This is a genomic window from Streptomyces sp. NPDC007264 (assembly GCF_042869095.1).
In the GTDB taxonomy this organism is placed as follows: domain Bacteria; phylum Actinomycetota; class Actinomycetes; order Streptomycetales; family Streptomycetaceae; genus Streptomyces.
The window spans coordinates 307,226-324,750 of record NZ_JBIAFD010000009.1 but is presented as its reverse complement, the minus strand read 5'-3'; the positions used below and the strand labels follow the sequence as shown (position 1 = coordinate 324,750).

The following is a 17,525-nucleotide window of genomic DNA, read 5'->3' as shown; positions in this document are numbered from 1 at the left end:
CCCATGGCATCCGCATTCGAGTACGCACCCGCGCCCGAGTCCCGCTCGGTCGTCGACATCGCGCCGTCGTACGGCCTGTTCATCGACGGCGAGTTCACCGAGGCGGCCGACGGCAGGGTCTTCAAGTCGGTCAGCCCGTCCACCGAGGAGGTCCTCTCCGAGGTCGCCCGGGCGGGCCGGGCGGACGTCGACCGGGCGGTGGCGGCCGCCCGCAGGGCCTTCGGGACATGGTCGGCGCTGCCCGGCGCCGAACGCGCCAAGTACCTGTTCCGCATCGCCCGCATCATCCAGGAGCGCAGCCGCGAACTGGCCGTCCTGGAGACGCTGGACAACGGCAAGCCCATCAGGGAGACCCGCGACGCCGACCTCCCGCTGGTCGCCGCGCACTTCTTCTACTACGCGGGCTGGGCGGACAAGCTCGACCACGCGGGCTTCGGCCCGGACCCCCGGCCGCTCGGCGTCGCGGGCCAGGTCATCCCGTGGAACTTCCCGCTGCTGATGCTGGCGTGGAAGGTCGCCCCGGCCCTGGCGACCGGCAACACGGTCGTGCTGAAGCCCGCGGAGACCACTCCCCTCTCGGCGTTGTTCTTCGCGGACATCTGCCGCCAGGCGGGCCTGCCCAAGGGCGTCGTCAACATCCTTCCCGGATACGGCGACACCGGCGCCGCGGTCGTCGCGCACCCCGACGTGGACAAGGTCGCGTTCACCGGCTCCACGGCCGTCGGCAAGGAGATCGCGCGCACGGTCGCGGGCACGAGAAAGAGGCTCACCCTCGAACTGGGCGGCAAGGGCGCCAACATCGTCTTCGACGACGCGCCCGTGGACCAGGCCGTCGAGGGCATCGTGAACGGCATCTTCTTCAACCAGGGTCAGGTCTGTTGTGCGGGTTCCCGTCTCCTGGTCCAGGAATCGGTCCACGACGAGCTCCTGGAGTCCCTGAAGCGGAGGCTGTCGACGCTCCGGCTGGGCGATCCCCTCGACAAGAACACCGACATCGGCGCGATCAACTCCGCCGAACAGCTCGCCCGGATCACCGCGCTCGCCGAGCAGGGCGAGTCCGAGGGGGCCGAGCGCTGGTCCCCCGACTGCGAACTCCCGGCGTCCGGCTACTGGTTCGCGCCGACGCTCTTCACGCACGTCACCCAGGCGCACACCATCGCCCGCGACGAGATCTTCGGCCCGGTGCTGTCCGTCCTGACGTTCCGCACCCCCGAGGAGGCCGTCGCCAAGGCGAACAACACCCCGTACGGCCTGTCCGCCGGCATCTGGACGGAGAAGGGCTCCCGGATCCTGGCCGTCGCGAGCAGGCTGCGCGCCGGCGTCGTCTGGTCCAACACGTTCAACAAGTTCGACCCGACCTCGCCGTTCGGCGGCTACAAGGAGTCGGGCTTCGGCCGCGAGGGCGGCCGCCACGGTCTGGAGGCGTACCTGGATGTCCGGTAACAGCGGCAACACCGACAAGACCGTGAAGAGCGAGAAGGCCGGCAGGGCCGTGAAGAGCGAGAAGAGCGCGCAGGCCGTGCGGAGCGAGCCGCGGCTCGCCGTCTTCAAGACCTACAAGCTGTACGTGGGCGGGAAGTTCCCGCGGTCCGAGAGCGGCCGGGTGTACGAGGTGACCACAGCGACATCAGGGGCTGACGCGGCGGACAGGGGCAACTGGCTGGCGAACGCTCCCCTCGCCTCCCGCAAGGACGCCCGTGACGCGGTGGTCGCCGCGCGCAAGGCGTTCGGCGCATGGTCGGGCGCGACCGCCTACAACCGCGGCCAGATCCTCTACCGCGTCGCCGAGATGCTGGAGGGCCGCAAGGAGCAGTTCGTCCGCGAGGTCGCCGACGCCGAGGGCGTGCCCAGGGCCAAGGCGGTTCTCCGGGTGGACGCGGCGATCGACCGCTGGGTCTGGTACGCGGGCTGGACCGACAAGATCGCCCAGGTGGTCGGCGGCGGAAACCCGGTCGCGGGCCCCTACTTCAACCTCTCCACCCCCGAACCGATGGGCGTGGTCGCGGTCCTCGCCCCCCAGCAGTCGTCCTTCCTCGGCCTGGTCTCGGTGGTGGCGCCGGTGATCGCGACCGGCAACACGGCCGTCGTGATCGCGAGCGAGCGCTCTCCGCTGCCGGCCCTCTCCCTGGGCGAGGTCCTGGCCACCTCCGACCTTCCGGGCGGCGTCGTCAACCTCCTCTCGGGCCGTACGGCGGAGGTCGCGGCGCCGCTGGCCGCCCATCAGGACGTCAACGCGATCGATCTGGCCGGCGCCGACGGCGTCCTGGCCAAGGAGCTGGAGATCGCGGCGGCGGACAACCTGAAGCGGGTCCTTCGTCCACAGCCTGTGGATTACTTTGCGACACCGGGCACCGAGCGTCTGACGGCCTTCCTGGAGACGAAGACGGTCTGGCACCCGACGGGGTCACTGGGCGTGTCCGGCTCCTCGTACTGACGCCGCCCGGCACAAGGGGCCGCGCTTCCCCGAGCACCAGGTACCGAGTACCGGGAAGGCGCGGCCCTTCGACGGCCGGACGGTCAGCGCACCGCTCCGAGCACCTGGCCGAGCACCGGCACGCCGCCGAGCGACCTCGCCTGCGCCACCGGCCGGGTCAGCGCCTGCGACGACAGCGGCTTGAAGTCGGCCAGCCGGGTGGTGATCCCGTTGTCGAGCGGGTCCGTGCCCGTGCCCGCCAGCGGGTTGGGCTTGAGGCCCGCGAGCGGCCCGGTGACATGTCCGAGGCTTCCCCTGAGCACCTGCAGTCCCTCGTGCGGGTCGGCCGCGCCGAGGGAGACGGGCCGGGTGCGCATCGCGTCGACGGCCGGGGCGCCGTCCGCGGGCGCCGCGGCCGCCGCGGCCGCGCCCGCACCCAGTGCGGCACCCGTGGTCGCGAGGACGACGAGGGCGCGCCGGGCGGCGGGAGTGCGGGGAGAGGCGTGTCGTGCCATGGCTGCTGCCACCTTCTTGCTGCGGAACGTCATCATGTCGACACGAAGGGTAGTTGACGCGCGATGTGGGCTCCAACGCCGACCCGCGGGCTCGGCACCGCGCGCGCGATGCGTCAGACTGGTCCCTCGTGAATCCCCGTCTCCCGGCCTCGGCCCGTGTCGTGCTGCTGTGCGGCCCCTCCGGCTCCGGCAAGTCCCTCGTCGCCGCCCGCTCCGGCCTGCCCGTGCTGCGGCTCGACGACTTCTACAAGGAGGGCGGCGACCCGACCCTGCCGCGGGTGGAGGGGAGTTCGGACATCGATTGGGACCATCCGCGGTCGTGGGACGCGGACGCCGCCGTCGCGGCCGTCGCCGAACTGTGCGCCACCGGCCGTACGACGGTCCCCGTGTACGACATCGCGCGCAGCGCGCGGACCGGCGAGGAGACCCTGCGCATCGGCCGGGCGGCGGCGTTCGTCGCGGAAGGCATCTTCGCCGCGGAGATCGTGGAGCGCTGCCGTGAACTGGGCGTGCTCGCCGACGCCCTGTGCCTGAGCCGCGGGCCGCTCACCACGTTCCGCCGGCGCTTCGTGCGCGACTTCCGGGAGGGCCGCAAGTCGGTCCCGTTCCTGCTGCGCCGCGGCTGGCGGCTGATGCGGGCGGAGCGGTCGATCGTCGCCCGGCAGAGGTCCCTCGGGGCGTACGCCTGCGACCGCGAGGAGGCGCTGGACCGGCTGGCCGCGGCGGCCGCGGGCCGGCACACCTCGATGAGGACCGCGGCGTAGGCCCGTACGCCTCCCCCAACCGGTACGCCGAGAAGCGGGACTGGACGAACCCCCCGGCCCTCCAGTCCCGCCCCCTCGGGTTCCCCCACCCCCGTGGTTCCCCCTGGTCCCCCGTTGTCCCCCGTGCCCCCCTGTACCGCTCCCCCGTGTCCCCCGTACTCCCCCGTACTCCCCCGTACTCCCCCGTGGTGCTCCCCCGTGTCCCCCCGATCCCTCAGGCGACAAGCTCCCCGAAGGACTCCTCCTCGTCACGGCCGAAGCTGAGGACCTCGTCCTCGCGCAGCCGGCGGAGGGACCGCCAGATGCTGGACTTCACCGTGCCGACACTGATGCCGAGGATCTCCGCGATCTCCGGGTCCGTGCGGCCCTCGTAGTAGCGCAGGACCAGCATGGTGCGCTGGAGCTCGGGCAGCCGGGCGAGCGCCTGCCACAGGACGGCGCGCAGTTCGGTGCCGCGCATCGCGTCCGTGTCACCGGCGGTCTCCGGCAGTTCCTCGGTCGGGTACTCGTTCAGCTTGCGGCGGCGCCACGCGCTGATGTGCAGGTTGGTCATCGTCCGCCGCAGATATCCCCCCACGGCGGCCTTGTCGCTGATCCGGTCCCAGGCCCGGTAGGTCGAGAACAGCGCGCTCTGCAGCAGGTCCTCGGCCTCGAACCGGTCGCCGGTCAGGTGGTAGGCGGTGGCGTACAGGGAGGCGCGGCGCTCCTCGACGTAGGCGGTGAACTCCGCCTCCGCCGCCGAGCGGCGCTCCCCCGAACCCTCCCTGTACGCGGCTCCCCCGTGAGCTTCCCCCGCCTTGCCGCCCCCCGTGTGCGCGTCAACCACCGTCATGTACACGGTGTGCTGACGCCCGGTGCCGCGAGCGCACCCCCGCCCGCTCACGGCACCGGACTTCTCGGTGTTCCGGTTGACGTCGTGCAGACGCGTGACAACTGCGCTCGTGCTGGTGCTGTGCAGCGTGTTCATCTCGCGCCCCCCGTCGTGGAGTCCCGGTCGTCGTGCCGTCCCGCCGGCCGTCCGCTCGTGCCGCCTGTGGTGCGGCTCCGCCCGGTGCGGCCCTGCTGGTGCGGAAAAGCTTGCCGGGGTGACTTCATGGCCGTGTCTGCCGACTGTCACAGACCTGTCACAGGGGCCCCGCGCACCGGCGCGACGGCCGGTGACGGAGCAGAGTCGTACGGCTACGCAGACGCACGCTCGGCCGGGGTCGATGTGGGTGAGATGTGCGGGAGCGCTCCAACAGTCGAAAGACGAGCCCGGCATGGGCCAGAATGACCCCCGTGCCTTCCCTGTTGCTGATCGAGGACGACGACGCCATCCGAACGGCCCTGGAGCTCTCACTGACGCGCCAGGGACACCGTGTGGCCACCGCTGCCACCGGCGAGGACGGTCTCAAGCTGCTGCGCGAGCAACGGCCGGACCTGATCGTGCTGGACGTGATGCTGCCCGGCATCGACGGGTTCGAGGTGTGCCGGCGCATCCGGCGCACCGACCAGTTGCCGATCATCCTGCTGACCGCGCGCAGCGACGACATCGACGTCGTGGTCGGGCTGGAGTCCGGCGCCGACGACTACGTGGTCAAGCCCGTGCAGGGGCGAGTGCTCGACGCCCGGATCCGGGCCGTGCTGCGGCGCGGCGAGCGGGAGGCCAGCGACTCCGCGACCTACGGCAGCCTCGTCATCGACCGGGCGGCGATGACGGTCACCAAGAACGGCGAGGACCTCCAGCTCACCCCGACCGAGCTGCGGTTGCTGCTGGAGCTGAGCCGGCGGCCCGGACAGGCGCTGTCCCGGCAGCAGTTGCTGCGGCTGGTGTGGGAGCACGACTACCTCGGTGACTCGCGGCTCGTCGACGCGTGTGTGCAGCGGCTGCGCGCCAAGGTCGAGGACGTGCCCTCGTCGCCCACCCTGATCCGCACGGTCCGTGGGGTCGGATACCGGCTGGACGCTCCTCAGTGATCGATTCCCCAGAGGGACGGCGCGGCTGGGCCGCGGCACGCAGAACCGTACTGTCACGTCTCCGCTTCACCAGTCTGCGCCTGCGCCTGGTCGTGGTGTTCGCGCTCGTCGCCCTGACCGCCGCCGTGTCGGCGTCCGGCATCGCCTACTGGCTCAACCGCGAGGCCGTGCTCACCCGTACTCAGGACGCGGTGCTGCGCGACTTCCAGCAGGAGATGCAGAACCGGGCGAGTTCCCTGCCGATGCATCCCACGCAGGACGAACTCCAGCACACGGCCGGGCAGATGGCGAACAGCAGCCAGCGCTTCAGTGTGCTGCTGGTCGCCCAGGACGCACAGGGCCGGACCCTCGTCGGCAACTCCGACCTGGACACCTTCACGCTGGAGGACGTCCCGAAGTCCCTTCAGCGGGCGGTGAACAGGCAGCAGTCGGTGTCGTCGGCCAACAAGTACGCCTACCACCTGTACTGGCAGCGGATCGTCGACGGCGACAAGCCGTACCTGGTGGGCGGGGCCAAGGTGATCGGCGGCGGCACGACGGGCTACATGCTCAAGTCGCTGGAGCCGGAGGCCAAGGACCTCAACTCGCTGGCGTGGTCGCTCGGCATCGCCACCGGACTCGCACTGATCGGCTCGGCGCTGCTCGCGCAGGCCGCCGCCACGACCGTGCTCAAGCCGGTGCACCGCCTGGGCATCGCCGCCAGGCGCCTGGGCGAGGGCAAGCTGGACACCCGGCTGCGGGTGTCCGGCACCGACGAACTGGCCGAGCTGTCCCGGACCTTCAACCGCGCCGCCGAGTCCCTGGAGAAGACCGTCGCGGACATGAGCGCCCGCGAGGAGGCGTCCCGCCGCTTCGTCGCCGACATGTCCCACGAGCTGCGCACACCCCTCACGGCGATCACGGCCGTCACCGAGGTGCTGGAGGAGGAGCTGGACGCGGAGACGGGCGGCATCGACCCGATGATCGAACCCGCCGTCCGGCTCGTGGTCAGCGAGACCCACCGGCTCAACAACCTGGTCGAGAACCTGATGGAGGTCACCCGCTTCGACGCGGGCACGGCCCGGCTGGTCCTGGACGACGTCGACATCGCCGACCAGATCACCGCCTGCATCGACGCCCGCGCCTGGCTGGACGCCGTCGAACTGGACGCCGAGCGCGGCCTCATGGCCCACCTCGACCCGCGCCGCCTCGATGTGATCCTGGCCAATCTGATCGGCAACGCGCTCAAGCACGGCGGTTCACCCGTACGGGTCTCCGTGCGCGAGGAGGACGACGAGCTGGTGATCAAGGTGCACGACCACGGTCCCGGCATTCCCGAGGACGTCCTCCCGCACGTGTTCGACCGGTTCTACAAGGCGAGCGCCTCACGCCCGCGCTCCGACGGCAGCGGGCTCGGCCTGTCCATCGCGATGGAGAACGCGCACATCCACGGCGGCGGGATCACGGCCGCCAACGCGCCGGAGGGCGGCGCGGTGTTCACGCTGCGGCTGCCGCGTGACGCCTCGCCGCTCATCGAGGACGAGACGCGGAACGGGAGCAGGAACGGGAACGGAAACGCCGACGAGGGCAGGACCGGGACCGGCGGGGCCGGCGGGGCCCGCGGGGCCGGGAGGACGAACGGGAGCGGGAACGCGGACCGGAACGGCGCCGAGGAGAACGCCCGATGAGCATACGAGGCGGACGCCCCTGGCTCGCCCTTCCCCTGCTGGCCGCGCTGCTGACCGGCTGCGGCATCCGCCCCACCCAGGTGCCGACGGACTTCGGGCCCGCCCCGTCCCGGGTGCCGTGCGCCCTGTCCGGCACCGACCTGTCCACGCAGGCGGGCCGTGGCATCCCCGTCCAGGTCTTCCTGCTGTGCGCCTCGCAGCTGGTGCCGGTGGACCGTTCCGTGCGCATCCCGGACGGCACCGCCGAGGCCGCGCGCCGGGTGCTGGTGGCGCAGGGGCTGCTGAACGAGCTGGCCGGGAAACCCCCGGCCGCCGAGAGGCAGGCCGGTTACACCACGGCCGTCCCCGGCCGTGTCAAGGTGAAGGGCCCGCGCGACGGCGACCCCGAGGGCACCTTCCGGCTCGGCACCCGCCCCCAGGACCTCACCCCGTACGCCCTCGCGCAGATCGTCTGCACCTTCGCGGACTCGGAGGCGACCGCCGACGACGACGGGACCGTCGTGCTCGGCGGTCCGGACGGGCGATCGGTGCGCCGCTACGAGTGCACGAACGCGGTGCGCTCCCGCCCGGGCACCGCGACACCGCCGTCCAGCGAGGTGCTGGGGGCCTGAGCCGGCGCGGGAGCGCCGTCCGCGCGGCCGCGCGCGGCCGGCGCGCCACCGCGCCCCTCATGCTCCCGGGCGTATGGCGGAACCGATCCCGCCGGGACCCGCGTCTTGGGGGGCGTGCAGCGTCAAGGCTCAAACGGCGGCAGCGCCGCGAACCGCGTCCGGGTGGCAGGGGGTGTCCTCCTCGTCGCGCACCTGGCGCTCGTCGCCTGGATCACGCTGCGCCCGCTGGACGTGCCCTGGGTGAGTCCGGCCAACCTGCGTCCGTTCGCCGGCATCAGAGCCGATCTCGCGCTGGGCTGGCCCGAAGCCGCCCACCGCATCGGGGACGGGCTGGCGCTGCTCGCGCCGCTCGGGGTGCTGCTGCCCGTGGCGGGCGGCCGACTCGTCGTCTCGCCGCTCGCCTCGCTGGCCCGTACGGTCGCCGCGGGCACCCTGATCTCCCTGGGCATCGAACTGCTGCAGACCGGTGTGCCCGGCCAGGTGGTGGACATCGACGCGATCCTGCTCAACACGGTGGGGGTGGCACTGGCCCATCTCCTGGTCGTGCCCGCGGCCCGGGGCCGGCTCCGCCGCCGGGCGGAGTCCCGGCAACGGGCCGCCCTCCCGCGGGAGGAGCCGTCTCAGGGGCGGACCCCGACGATTCCCAGGGTCGGGACAGCCCCGTAGAGCGACGCTTCGTCCGCTTCGTCCGCGTAGCGTGGAACACGTCGGAACAGCGGGACGCCAGAACGACGGCGGCACCGGCCCACCGGCATCGAGACCGGCCGGGCGATCGGCAGCCGCCGGGAGCCGGCCCCCGCCACGGTTCGCGAAGGAGCCACCATGACCGCCCTTGCCCGCCCCACCCACGGCCGGATGATCGGCGGAGTGTGCGCAGCGCTGGCACAGCGCTTCGGCACCTCCGCGACCACGATGCGTGTCGTCTTCCTGGTGTCGTGCCTGCTCCCGGGCCCGCAGTTCCTGCTCTACATAGCGCTGTGGATCCTGCTGCCCTCCGAGGAGAAGGCGGCGGGCCGCGCCGCCCGGTGACGCCGGCGCCCGGCGCCGCGGCGCCGGCACGCACCGACATGCCGATGGGCGCCCCGGGCGGGGCGCCCATCGGCCGGTGCGGGGGGCCTCAGCCCAGCGGGATTCCGTTCAGCGGCGTGCCGTGCGTGGGCAGTCCGTGCACCGGCAGCCCGCCGAGCAGTCCGGCGGCCGGCGCGACCGGGCCGTCGGTGACGGCCTGCCGGGCGACGGGCCGGGCCGCGGCCACCGCCGCGCCGAGTGCGTCCTGTCCCTGGCCGAGCGCCTCACCCGCGCCGGGCAGGGTCCTGGCGACGTCGCCGACCGGCAGCGCCTGGGTGACGGTGTCCGGACCGACGGCGTCCGGCGTGGCCGGGGCCGCGCTCGCGACGCCCGCGCCCGCGGCGGCGAAGGCGGCGCCCAGGGCGGCGACCCCGAGGGTCTTGGCAGCAGACTGCTTCATGGTGAATGCGTCCTTGGATCCGATGACGGGGATGTGAGCGGTCCAAGAACCGTAAACACGCGGAAGCGGGCTCCGCAAACACCCGGATACGGCCGGTTTTCCGTTTCCGGACCGCCCGTGAAACGCTCCGGTCAGCCGTCGGACACCAGGGAACCCCTGGTGGAGGCGGTCTGCTGGAACAGCCATTCGGACTTCAGTTCCGCATATCCGGGCTTGATGACGTCGTTGATCATCGCCAGCCGTTCATCGAAAGGAATGAATGCTGACTTCATAGCATTGACGGAGAACCATTGGAGATCATCGAGCGTGTAGCCGAATGCCCCGACCAGATGGTCGAATTCCCGGCTCATGCTCGTCCCCGACATCAAGCGGTTGTCCGTGTTCACCGTGGCACGGAAATGCAGCCGCCGCAGCAGCCCGATGGGGTGGTCGGCGTACGAGTCCGCCGCGCCGGTCTGCAGGTTGGAGCTGGGGCACAGCTCCAGCGGGATGCGCTTGTCGCGCACGTAGGACGCGAGACGCCCTAGCTTCACCGTGCCGTCGTCGTCGACCTGGATGTCGTCGATGATGCGCACCCCGTGCCCGAGCCGGTCGGCACCGCACCACTGCAGGGCCTGCCAGATGGACGGCAGTCCGAATGCCTCGCCGGCGTGGATGGTGAAATGGTTGTTCTCGCGCTTGAGGTACTCGAAGGCGTCCAGGTGCCGGGTGGGCGGGTAGCCGGCCTCGGCGCCGGCGATGTCGAAGCCCACCACGCCCAGGTCCCGGTACCTGTTGGCCAGTTCGGCGATCTCCAGGGCGCGGGCCGCGTGCCGCATGGCGGTCAGCAGTGCGCCGACGCGGATGCGGCGGCCGCCGCGGCGGGCGCGCGACTCCCCCTCGCGGAAGCCCTCGTTGACGGCCTCGACCACCTCTTCGAGGCTGAGCCCGCCCGCCAGGTGCTGCTCGGGGGCGTAGCGCACCTCGGCGTAGACCACCCCGTCCTCGGCGAGGTCCTCCGCACACTCGGCGGCCACGCGCACCAGCGCCTCGCGGGTCTGCATCACGCCGACGGTGTGGGTGAAGGTCTCCAGGTACCGCTCCAGCGAACCGGAGTCGGCGGCCTCGCGGAACCAGACCCCGAGCTTGTCCGGGTCGGTCTCCGGGAGAGGCGGGACGGGGGTGCCTCCCACGCCGTCGAGGCGGTGGGGGGCGGACTCCTGGGCGAGTTCCACGATCGTGCCGGGGCGCAGGCCCCCGTCGAGGTGGTCGTGCAGCAGGACCTTGGGCGCGCGGCGGATCTGATCCCAGCTCGGGGTGTTCTGGTGCTGGTTCTTCATTTCCGCACCATAGCCCCTACGCGCGTAGAGTCAGGGGTTCGGGGCGAGGTCGATATCCAAAGGTGACCCCCCGGGCAGGTTTCGTCCACCCCCGTGTCTGACACTGTTCTTTCATGGCACACCAAGCTACGCCGGTTCGCAGGGCCCGGCTGGGAAGGCCGCTCGGCCCGGAACCGACAGCGGTGAGCGGCGCGGTGCTGCTGCTCCCCGGCGGCGACGAGATCTCCGCCCGCAAACCCTCCCCTCTGCTGGCGGCCGCCTCCGTCCGCGCGCTGGGCCGCCGGCTGGCACGCGCGGGCCACGGTGAGGGTCTGGTCACACACGTGGTGCACTACCGCTACCGGGGATGGAACGGCAGCGAGGCGCATCTGGCGCAGGACGCCGCCTGGGCCGCCGAGGAGGTCGTACGACGCCACGGGGACGTGCCCGTCTGCCTCGCAGGCGTGGGCATGGGCGGGCGGGCGGCACTGCACGCGGCCGGGCACACCGCCGTCGTGTCCGTGCTCGCGCTGGCCCCCTGGCTGCCCGAGGAGGACGTGGCGGCGGCACCCGAACCGGTGAAGCAGCTCACGGGCCGGCAGGTGCTGATCGTGCACGGCACGAACGACGGACGGACGGACCCGGAGCTGTCGTTCCGGCTCGCGCAGCGGGCCAAGAAGGCGAACCGCGACGTCTGCCGCTTCGAAGTGCACGCAGACGGCCACGGGTTGCACCAGTACCGCTCCGAAGTACTCGCGCTGGCCGAGGACTTCGTGATGGGCACGCTGTTCGGCCGGGCCTTCACCCGCCCCCTCCAGGACGCCCTGGCGGCGCCACCGCCGCTGGGGCTGCGGATGCCGCTTGCGGCGGGGTTCGGGCGGTCGCTGCGGAGGTGACGGGGAGCCCCGGCGGTGACAGGCGTCATCCGTCTGCGGGAGCACGGCCGTGACGACGTGCGGGAAGGACCGAGGGAAGGACCGAGGGAAGGATCGCGGGAAGGACCGACTCCTTGTGCCGTCGGCTGGAGAACGCGGCCGGCGCGTCCGCGGGCGGCACCGTCCTCGCGGCCGGCCCGACACCGGACGGGTGAGGCAGAGCGGCCGTGCCCGGCCCGGCCCCGTCACCGTACGATCCCGGCCCGCGGGGCTCACGTCGAGCGGTCTTCCAGGTACCTCGTGTGGGTCTCCTGCCGGCGTGCCTCGGTCTCCCGCAGGGCCGAGGCCAGCCGGCCCGCCTCCTCGTGGAGGAGGTCCAGCTGCCGTTCGAGATGGCGTTCCGGCGGCTCCTGCCCCGGCGTCAGCCGGCTCCACCAGCGGGTCCGTACGAACGTGTCCACGGCCTCCGGGACGTCCTGCCGGACGGTCCTGGCCAGCGTGTGCACGCCCTCGGGATCCTGGGCGAGGACCTCGGCGACCCAGCCGGGGTCCAGCAACGCCGCCAGCAGGCCCGTGAGTTCGGTGAGCCTGCCGGAGGCCGCGGGCGGCAGTTCGACCTCCGCCAGATAGCCGCGCAGCGCCTCGAAGTCGGCGCGCAGTGCCTCCAGTTGCGCCGAGGGGTCGGGGAAGTCCGGGGGCGCCGGACGCTCCGGCGGGGCGATCAGCGCTCCCGCCCCGTAGAGGCCGGCGACCACGACGGGCCAGTACGCGCCCGCGACGCCCGTGAAGGTGAGCGCGAGCCCGGCCAGTCCGCAGGCGCTCCCGGCGAGGTTCTTCGGGGACTCGACGTAGCGCATCAGCCTATTGGTAGCCACGGATCTCCTCGAAGGCGCCGTCGAGCGAGCCCTTCCGGGCGTCGAAGAGGCGGCCGCCGGTCAGTTCGGCGATGTGCTCCAGCTCCGCCCGGTCGGAGTCGCCGAAGAGGACGGGGAACACCGGGATGTCGCGCCGGTGGCCGCTCAGGCGGCGGTGGAAGGCGTCGAAGTCGCCGGCCTCGGCGCCGGTCGTGTTCTCGCCGTCCGTCATCAGCACGATCGACGTGAAGGTGTCGCGGTCGGCGCCCAGGTGCTCGTACGCCCTCTCCAGGGAGGTGTAGACGGCCGTCTCCCCGTCGGCGTCCAGCGCCCGGGCGTCCGCGCGGACGGCGTCCAGTCCCCGCTGCGGGTCCGCGGGGTCGACGACATGGGTGCGCACGCTCTTCACGTCCGACCCGAACGGCATCAGCGTGATCTCCTCACGCTCGCGGAAGTGGCCGGTGAGGTCCGTCAGCGCCTTCTTCAGCCGGGTGAGGCGGTCACCCTCCATGGAGCCGGAGGTGTCGAGCACGTAGACCGTCCGCGAGGGCCGCCGCAGCCTGTTCTCGTAGGCGTCGAGGAGGCGGTCGGCGACCGAGCGGGTGCCGGGGAAGGGGAGTTCGCGCCGTCGGCCGGCGCCGAGGCCGGCGCCCGGCGGCACGGACGCGACCACCGGACGGCGGTGCGTGCGGTCGGTGATCAGCCGCTGCACGGCCGGGGTGCGCAGGGCGTCGGCGAGACGGCGGACCTCGTCGCGGGTACCGGGGCTCGTCGTCGCCAGGGTCGACAGCGGGTAGTCGGCGGTGACCACCCCGTCCCGGGGCCGGATCACGGTGAGGCCGGGGAGGCCCGTGAGGACGGACTCGTAGTTGAGCAGGGCGTCGACGTTCCCGCGGCGGGCGTAGGCGGAGGCCAGCCAGCCGGACGAACCCGACGTCAGCTTCTGACCCCCGAAGAACTCCTTCAGCCGCGGGGTGGCCCTGGCGACGTCCGCGTCGGTGAGGGCCGACTGGGCACCGGACAGCGCGGAGGTCACCGAGACCAGCGTGGCGAAGCCGGAGTTGGAGCGGGCCGGGTCGGTCATGCCGTACGTCAGCCTGCCCTCCCGTACGGCCTGCCCGATCTGCGACCACGTCACCTGGTCGGGCTTCCAGTGGAGTGCGCTCAGCGTCTTCCTCCTGACGCCGATGGCGACGGGGCTGGACATGACCGGCGTCTCGGAGACGACCTTCCTCGCGGCCTCGGGGCGCAGCCGGAGGTAGGCGTCGGAGGACAGCCACAGGGCGTCGTACGCCCCGTCCGCCGTGCCCTTGGCGAGCAGGTCCACGGCGTCGAGGGTGCCCATGTAGGTGGGGCGGACCGTGATGCCGGTGGATTCCCGGACCCGGTCCAGGACCGGGCCCATGTCGCTGAGTTCGCTGGAGGCGAGGACACGGAGGGTGCCGGGCCGGGGCCCGCCGTCGTCCTGGGGCTGCGGCTTCCGCGCCGTGCAGGACGTCAGCAGGACGGCGAAGGCGGCGAGGGCGGCGAGGGCGGCCGCGGAGGCGCGGGAGGCGGGCACGGCACTGCGCCGTCTGCGTGTCACGCGGGTCCCCCCTCCAGCGCGCCCTGCGACCGGCTCCGCCCCAGGCGGGCGCCCGCCTCCTGCAGTTCCGTCGTCAGCGACTCCACCGTGGCCGCCATCGTCTCGGTCGCCTGCACCTTGTACGTGTCGATGGCGTCGAGGGTGCGGTAGATCTGCTGGAAGGCCGAGCGGAGCGTCTCCACGCCGACCGCGGGATCGGCGGCGATGCGCTGGATCTCGCCGCTCTGTGTGGCGAGCATCTCGGCGTTGCCGCGGATCAGGTCCTCGGTGGTGCCGCGCAGAGCGTTGACCTGGTCCACGACCTTGCGCTGGTTGTCGAGCGCCGAGGCCAGCATCACCGAGATCCGCAGGGCGGAGACGGTGGTGGTGGCCGCGCGGTCGACGCCCTTGATCAGCTCGTCGTTGTTGCGCCGTACGACGTCCATGGCGAGGTAGCCCTGTGCGCACACCGCGAGCTGGGTCAGCAGGTCCTGGTGCTTCTGGCGCACGGGGAAGAGCACGTCGGCGCGGAGGGCGTCGGCCTGCGCGGGGTCGGTCGCCTCGACCCCGGCGATGTGCTGCTCCACGGCCGCGTCCAGGGCCTCGGTGAGCACGACGTACTCCTGCAGCTTGCCCATGGTCTCCCACAGGCGGACGCGTTCGGTCTGGAGCGCGGCGTTGTCGCGGCGCAGCTCGTCCTGACCGCCGCGCAGGGATCCCACGATCTTGTTCAGGGTCCCCTGCGCGGAGGCGTACCTGGCGACGTGGTCGCGCAGCCTGGTGCCGCCGGGGAGCCGGGAGAGGAACCTGCGCCCCTTGCCCGCCGGCATGTCGCGCGGGTCCAGGTCCTCGACGACCCGCCGCAGTTCGACGAGCGAGCCGCCGACCCGGGAGCCGGCGTCGTCGCCCTTGCCGGGGAGGCTGCGCAGGGTGCGCTCCAGCATCCGGTTGGACTGGGCGGCCGCGGTCCGCATGTCGCTCGCGCCGAGCGCGGTGATCTCCCCGATCCTGCCGGCGAACTCCGGGGAACGGGCGTCGAGGGCGGCGAGCCCTTCGACGTGGGCGGCGGCCTTCCGGGTCATGTCGGCGCGGACGGAGTCGTCGAGCGGCACGATCCCGCCGGCCTTCTCCCGTGGCACGGGGGCGACGGGCCCGGGCGGGGTGAGGGTGAAGGTGTCGTCGCCGGTTCCGGTGCCGGTGTCGGTGCCGGTCATGTCAGTTCTCCCCCTGGTTCCGGGCCCGGCGGGCCATCTCGTGCAGCACCGCGGAGGTGGGCACGGGCGCCTGGCGGACGCCGGTCAGCTTCTGGTTGAGGTACGAGGTGTACGCGGCGGTGGCCGCCGTGAACTCGGCGGTGTCGCCCTGCGGACGGAACCCGTGGCGGACGGCGAGCCTGCGCAACGCCGGGTCCGTACTGAGGAGTTCGCCGAGGTCGCGGCCCGCCCGGGTGAGCGGTACGACGGTGTGGTCGCTGTTGGCCGTGGTGTCCGGGTAGAGGACGGTGAGGTCGTCCACGCCGTGGCCGTCGTGGAGGAGGGCGGCCACCTGGGACTCGTAGACGAGGACGAGCGGGTTGCCCGCGCCGCTGACGAAGTCCCGGAACGCCGCGTCCGAGCTGGGCTGTTGGGCGCCCTGGACGCTGATCAGCTTGTGCATGAGGGGCGCGGTGCGGTCGACGCCGGCGTCGTCGGCCGCGACGCGGCCGCCTCCCGCCACATAGCTGGCGGCGGCGAGGTAGAGGGCGCCGGAGTTGGAGGTCTCCGGATCGGTGGTCGCGATGTAGAGGGTCCCGGTCAGCTCGGTGTGGGCGCTCGCCCCCTCGAGCTGCTGCCAGGTGCGGTCGTGGCGCGCCGCGTCGAGGTAGGCGGCCATGCGGAGGGTGCCGCGACCGTGGTCCAGGGCGGCGAGCCCGTTGGCGGCGAGCACCTGGGCGGCGCTGCGGCGCGCCACGACGACCAGGGGCGAGTAGAAGGGCCGCGGCAGGGGCTGCCGCGCGTGGTACTTGGCGGCGAGCGCGTCGGCGGGGGCCTGGCTGGAGGGGAAGGCGAAGTCGTAGCCCTTGAGGGCGAGTTGCTCCATGGCCCAGGAACCGGATGTCTCGGTTCTGACGGTGTAGCCCCTGGCGGCGAGGGCCTTCACCACGGCGGGATCGGCGAAGAACTCCGCCTTCTCCGATCCGATCACTCCTCGCACGGTCTTCGTTGCCGTGCTCGTGTCCCCGCTTCCGCGGCCCGCTACGACGGCTGCCACCACGCCGCCGATCAGCAGTACCCCGAGGAGGATTCCTGCGATACGTCTCACGCCGGGGAGCGTGCTCCCGAAACGAAACATTCCCCCCGGTTCCGGGTGAACGCCGGATGGCGGGCGGATCCCGGTATGCAACGGGAACGGGGGGCTCCGGTGAGAGAGAGCTGACCGAGGGGCGGCAGGCTATGGGACCGCTAGTGCCCCGGCAGGCAACGTTTGCCCGTCAAGGAGCGGCGTCGTGGGGGTCCCCCGCTCGAGCGGAGCCGAGAGTGGGGGAGCGTGCTCTCGGCGTGCCGGCCGGAAGTCCTCGTACTGGACGTACGTGGGCTTTCGGCCGGTGCGGCGAGTGGGGGTCCCCCTGCTCGAAGAGCTTGGGGGAGCGTGCCGGGCGCCGCGACGGGCGAACGTTGCCTGCTGGGGCACTAGCCGGTGAGGGTCTGGGTGCCGAGCACGGCGACGAGCGCGAGGCGTTCGGCGTCCTCGGTGCCGGGCTCGGCCGTGTAGACGATGATGCGCAGGTCGCTGCCCTCGACGCTGAGCACGTCGCAGTCCAGCGTCACGGCGCCCACCCGCGGATGGTCGACGGTCTTGCGCGACGCCTCGTGGCGGGCCATGGTCCCGGAGTCCCACAGCTCGGCGAACCGCTCACTGTTCGCGCGCAGTTCCGCGATCAGCCGCCGCAGCCCCTGGTCCGCCGGATAGCGGCTCGCGGCCGTGCGCAACGCGGTGACGTGCGTGGTCTCCAGCGCCCGCCGGGACTGCGGTGTGTGGCGGACGCGGCTGCCCGAGCCGAGGAAGTTCCGCCACACCGCGTTGCGGTCCTTGCCGTGGTACTCCCCCATCAACGCCGTGTACATCGGGTTGGCCAGCAGCAGCGTCCAGGCCGCGTCGGCGACCGCCACGGGCGTCCCGGTCAGCCGGTCCAGCATCCGGTGCACGCTCGGCGTGATGTACGCGGGCACGGTGCCCTGTCCCGGTGGTACGAGGCCGGCGACATGGAACAGATGCTCGCGCTCGGCCGGGGACAGGCGCAACGCCCGGCCGAGGGCCTCGACGACCTGTTGCGACGGGTGGGCCGCCCGGCCCTGCTCGAGGCGGGTCACGTAGTCGACCGAGATCCCGGCCAGCAGCGCCAGTTCCTCACGGCGCAGCCCGGTCGCGCGCCGCCGGCCGCCCATGGGCAGCCCGGCCGCCTCCGGAGACACGCGGTCGCGCCAGAGCCGCACCGTGCGCCCGAACTCCGTGCCCGCCATGTCACCACTGTGCACCACGGCGCCCGGGTCTTCCTGGTAC

At 72.6% G+C, this 17,525-nt stretch carries 18 protein-coding genes; 9 read left to right on the top strand and 9 right to left on the bottom strand.

All coding sequences use genetic code 11. The features are described from left to right. Positions 1-3 precede the first annotated feature (3 nt). Entirely contained in the window at positions 4-1,443 is a 1,440-nt protein-coding gene (locus tag ACFYMU_RS18525; RefSeq protein ID WP_388374014.1) for an aldehyde dehydrogenase family protein, read from the top strand. Next, positions 1,433-2,434 (top strand): aldehyde dehydrogenase family protein, encoded by a 1,002-nt coding sequence (locus tag ACFYMU_RS18520; protein ID WP_388374013.1) that lies wholly within the window; start codon positions 1,433-1,435, stop codon positions 2,432-2,434. The genes ACFYMU_RS18525 and ACFYMU_RS18520 overlap by 11 nt, the downstream gene beginning before the upstream one ends. A gap of 83 nt (positions 2,435-2,517) precedes the next feature. Here the strand turns inward: ACFYMU_RS18520 and ACFYMU_RS18515 are convergent, their stop codons facing one another. Then, the gene (locus ACFYMU_RS18515) at positions 2,518-2,928 is read right to left on the bottom strand and encodes a hypothetical protein (RefSeq protein ID WP_388374067.1); all 411 of its coding nucleotides are present in this window, start codon (positions 2,926-2,928) and stop codon (positions 2,518-2,520) included. A gap of 128 nt (positions 2,929-3,056) precedes the next feature. Here ACFYMU_RS18515 and ACFYMU_RS18510 point away from each other — a divergent pair, with 128 nt between their 5' ends. Then, a complete protein-coding gene (locus ACFYMU_RS18510) occupies positions 3,057-3,692 on the top strand; it encodes a uridine kinase (protein ID WP_388374012.1) in 636 nt (211 codons plus the stop codon). Positions 3,693-3,906: 214 nt separating this feature from the next. Here the strand turns inward: ACFYMU_RS18510 and ACFYMU_RS18505 are convergent, their stop codons facing one another. Continuing rightward, entirely contained in the window at positions 3,907-4,659 is a 753-nt protein-coding gene (locus tag ACFYMU_RS18505) for a SigE family RNA polymerase sigma factor (protein ID WP_388374010.1), read from the bottom strand. 311 nt (positions 4,660-4,970) lie between these two features. Between ACFYMU_RS18505 and afsQ1 the strand changes: the two genes are divergently transcribed. From afsQ1 to ACFYMU_RS18480, 5 genes are all read left to right on the top strand, one after another. Further along, positions 4,971-5,648 carry a two-component system response regulator AfsQ1 gene (afsQ1, locus tag ACFYMU_RS18500; RefSeq protein ID WP_381089046.1) on the top strand — a complete coding sequence of 226 codons (678 nt, stop codon included), beginning with the start codon at positions 4,971-4,973 and terminating at the stop codon, positions 5,646-5,648. Next, entirely contained in the window at positions 5,645-7,315 is a 1,671-nt protein-coding gene (locus ACFYMU_RS18495) for an ATP-binding protein (protein WP_388374008.1), read from the top strand. Before afsQ1 ends, ACFYMU_RS18495 begins: the two co-directional genes overlap by 4 nt. Next, positions 7,312-7,926: a hypothetical protein gene (locus ACFYMU_RS18490; protein WP_388374006.1), complete on the top strand. Its 615-nt coding sequence runs from the start codon at positions 7,312-7,314 to the stop codon at positions 7,924-7,926. The genes ACFYMU_RS18495 and ACFYMU_RS18490 overlap by 4 nt, the downstream gene beginning before the upstream one ends. 114 nt (positions 7,927-8,040) lie before the next feature. Then, positions 8,041-8,592, top strand: coding sequence for a VanZ family protein (locus tag ACFYMU_RS18485; protein WP_388374005.1), 552 nt, complete (start codon positions 8,041-8,043; stop codon positions 8,590-8,592). Positions 8,593-8,748: 156 nt separating this feature from the next. Continuing rightward, on the top strand, positions 8,749-8,955 hold the full coding sequence (locus ACFYMU_RS18480; protein ID WP_388374003.1) for a PspC domain-containing protein: 207 nt from the start codon (positions 8,749-8,751) through the stop codon (positions 8,953-8,955). 88 nt (positions 8,956-9,043) lie between these two features. On the opposite strand, the gene ACFYMU_RS18475 is transcribed toward ACFYMU_RS18480, so the two are convergent. Together ACFYMU_RS18475 and ACFYMU_RS18470 are read right to left on the bottom strand one after the other, a co-directional pair. Beyond that, positions 9,044-9,394: an ATP-binding protein gene (locus ACFYMU_RS18475; RefSeq protein WP_388374002.1), complete on the bottom strand. Its 351-nt coding sequence runs from the start codon at positions 9,392-9,394 to the stop codon at positions 9,044-9,046. A gap of 131 nt (positions 9,395-9,525) precedes the next feature. Beyond that, positions 9,526-10,713, bottom strand: a complete 1,188-nt coding sequence (locus ACFYMU_RS18470) for an adenosine deaminase (RefSeq protein WP_388374000.1) — start codon at positions 10,711-10,713, stop codon at positions 9,526-9,528. Positions 10,714-10,826: 113 nt separating this feature from the next. Between ACFYMU_RS18470 and ACFYMU_RS18465 the strand changes: the two genes are divergently transcribed. Further along, the gene (locus tag ACFYMU_RS18465; protein ID WP_388373998.1) at positions 10,827-11,588 is read left to right on the top strand and encodes an alpha/beta hydrolase family protein; all 762 of its coding nucleotides are present in this window, start codon (positions 10,827-10,829) and stop codon (positions 11,586-11,588) included. A 251-nt stretch (positions 11,589-11,839) separates the two neighbouring features. On the opposite strand, the gene ACFYMU_RS18460 is transcribed toward ACFYMU_RS18465, so the two are convergent. The 5 genes from ACFYMU_RS18460 to ACFYMU_RS18440 all read right to left on the bottom strand — a co-directional run bounded on the left by ACFYMU_RS18460 (position 11,840) and on the right by ACFYMU_RS18440 (position 17,485). Further along, on the bottom strand, positions 11,840-12,424 hold the full coding sequence (locus ACFYMU_RS18460; protein ID WP_388374065.1) for a hypothetical protein: 585 nt from the start codon (positions 12,422-12,424) through the stop codon (positions 11,840-11,842). A 4-nt stretch (positions 12,425-12,428) separates the two neighbouring features. Next, positions 12,429-13,982: a substrate-binding domain-containing protein gene (locus tag ACFYMU_RS18455; RefSeq protein ID WP_388374063.1), complete on the bottom strand. Its 1,554-nt coding sequence runs from the start codon at positions 13,980-13,982 to the stop codon at positions 12,429-12,431. A gap of 20 nt (positions 13,983-14,002) precedes the next feature. After that, positions 14,003-15,199, bottom strand: a complete 1,197-nt coding sequence (locus ACFYMU_RS18450; protein ID WP_388373996.1) for a toxic anion resistance protein — start codon at positions 15,197-15,199, stop codon at positions 14,003-14,005. Between the two features lies 1 nt (position 15,200). After that, positions 15,201-16,286, bottom strand: coding sequence for a substrate-binding domain-containing protein (locus ACFYMU_RS18445; RefSeq protein ID WP_388373994.1), 1,086 nt, complete (start codon positions 16,284-16,286; stop codon positions 15,201-15,203). Positions 16,287-16,654: 368 nt separating this feature from the next. Then, a complete protein-coding gene (locus tag ACFYMU_RS18440; protein WP_388373992.1) occupies positions 16,655-17,485 on the bottom strand; it encodes a helix-turn-helix transcriptional regulator in 831 nt (276 codons plus the stop codon). Between the last annotated feature and the right edge of the window lie 40 nt (positions 17,486-17,525).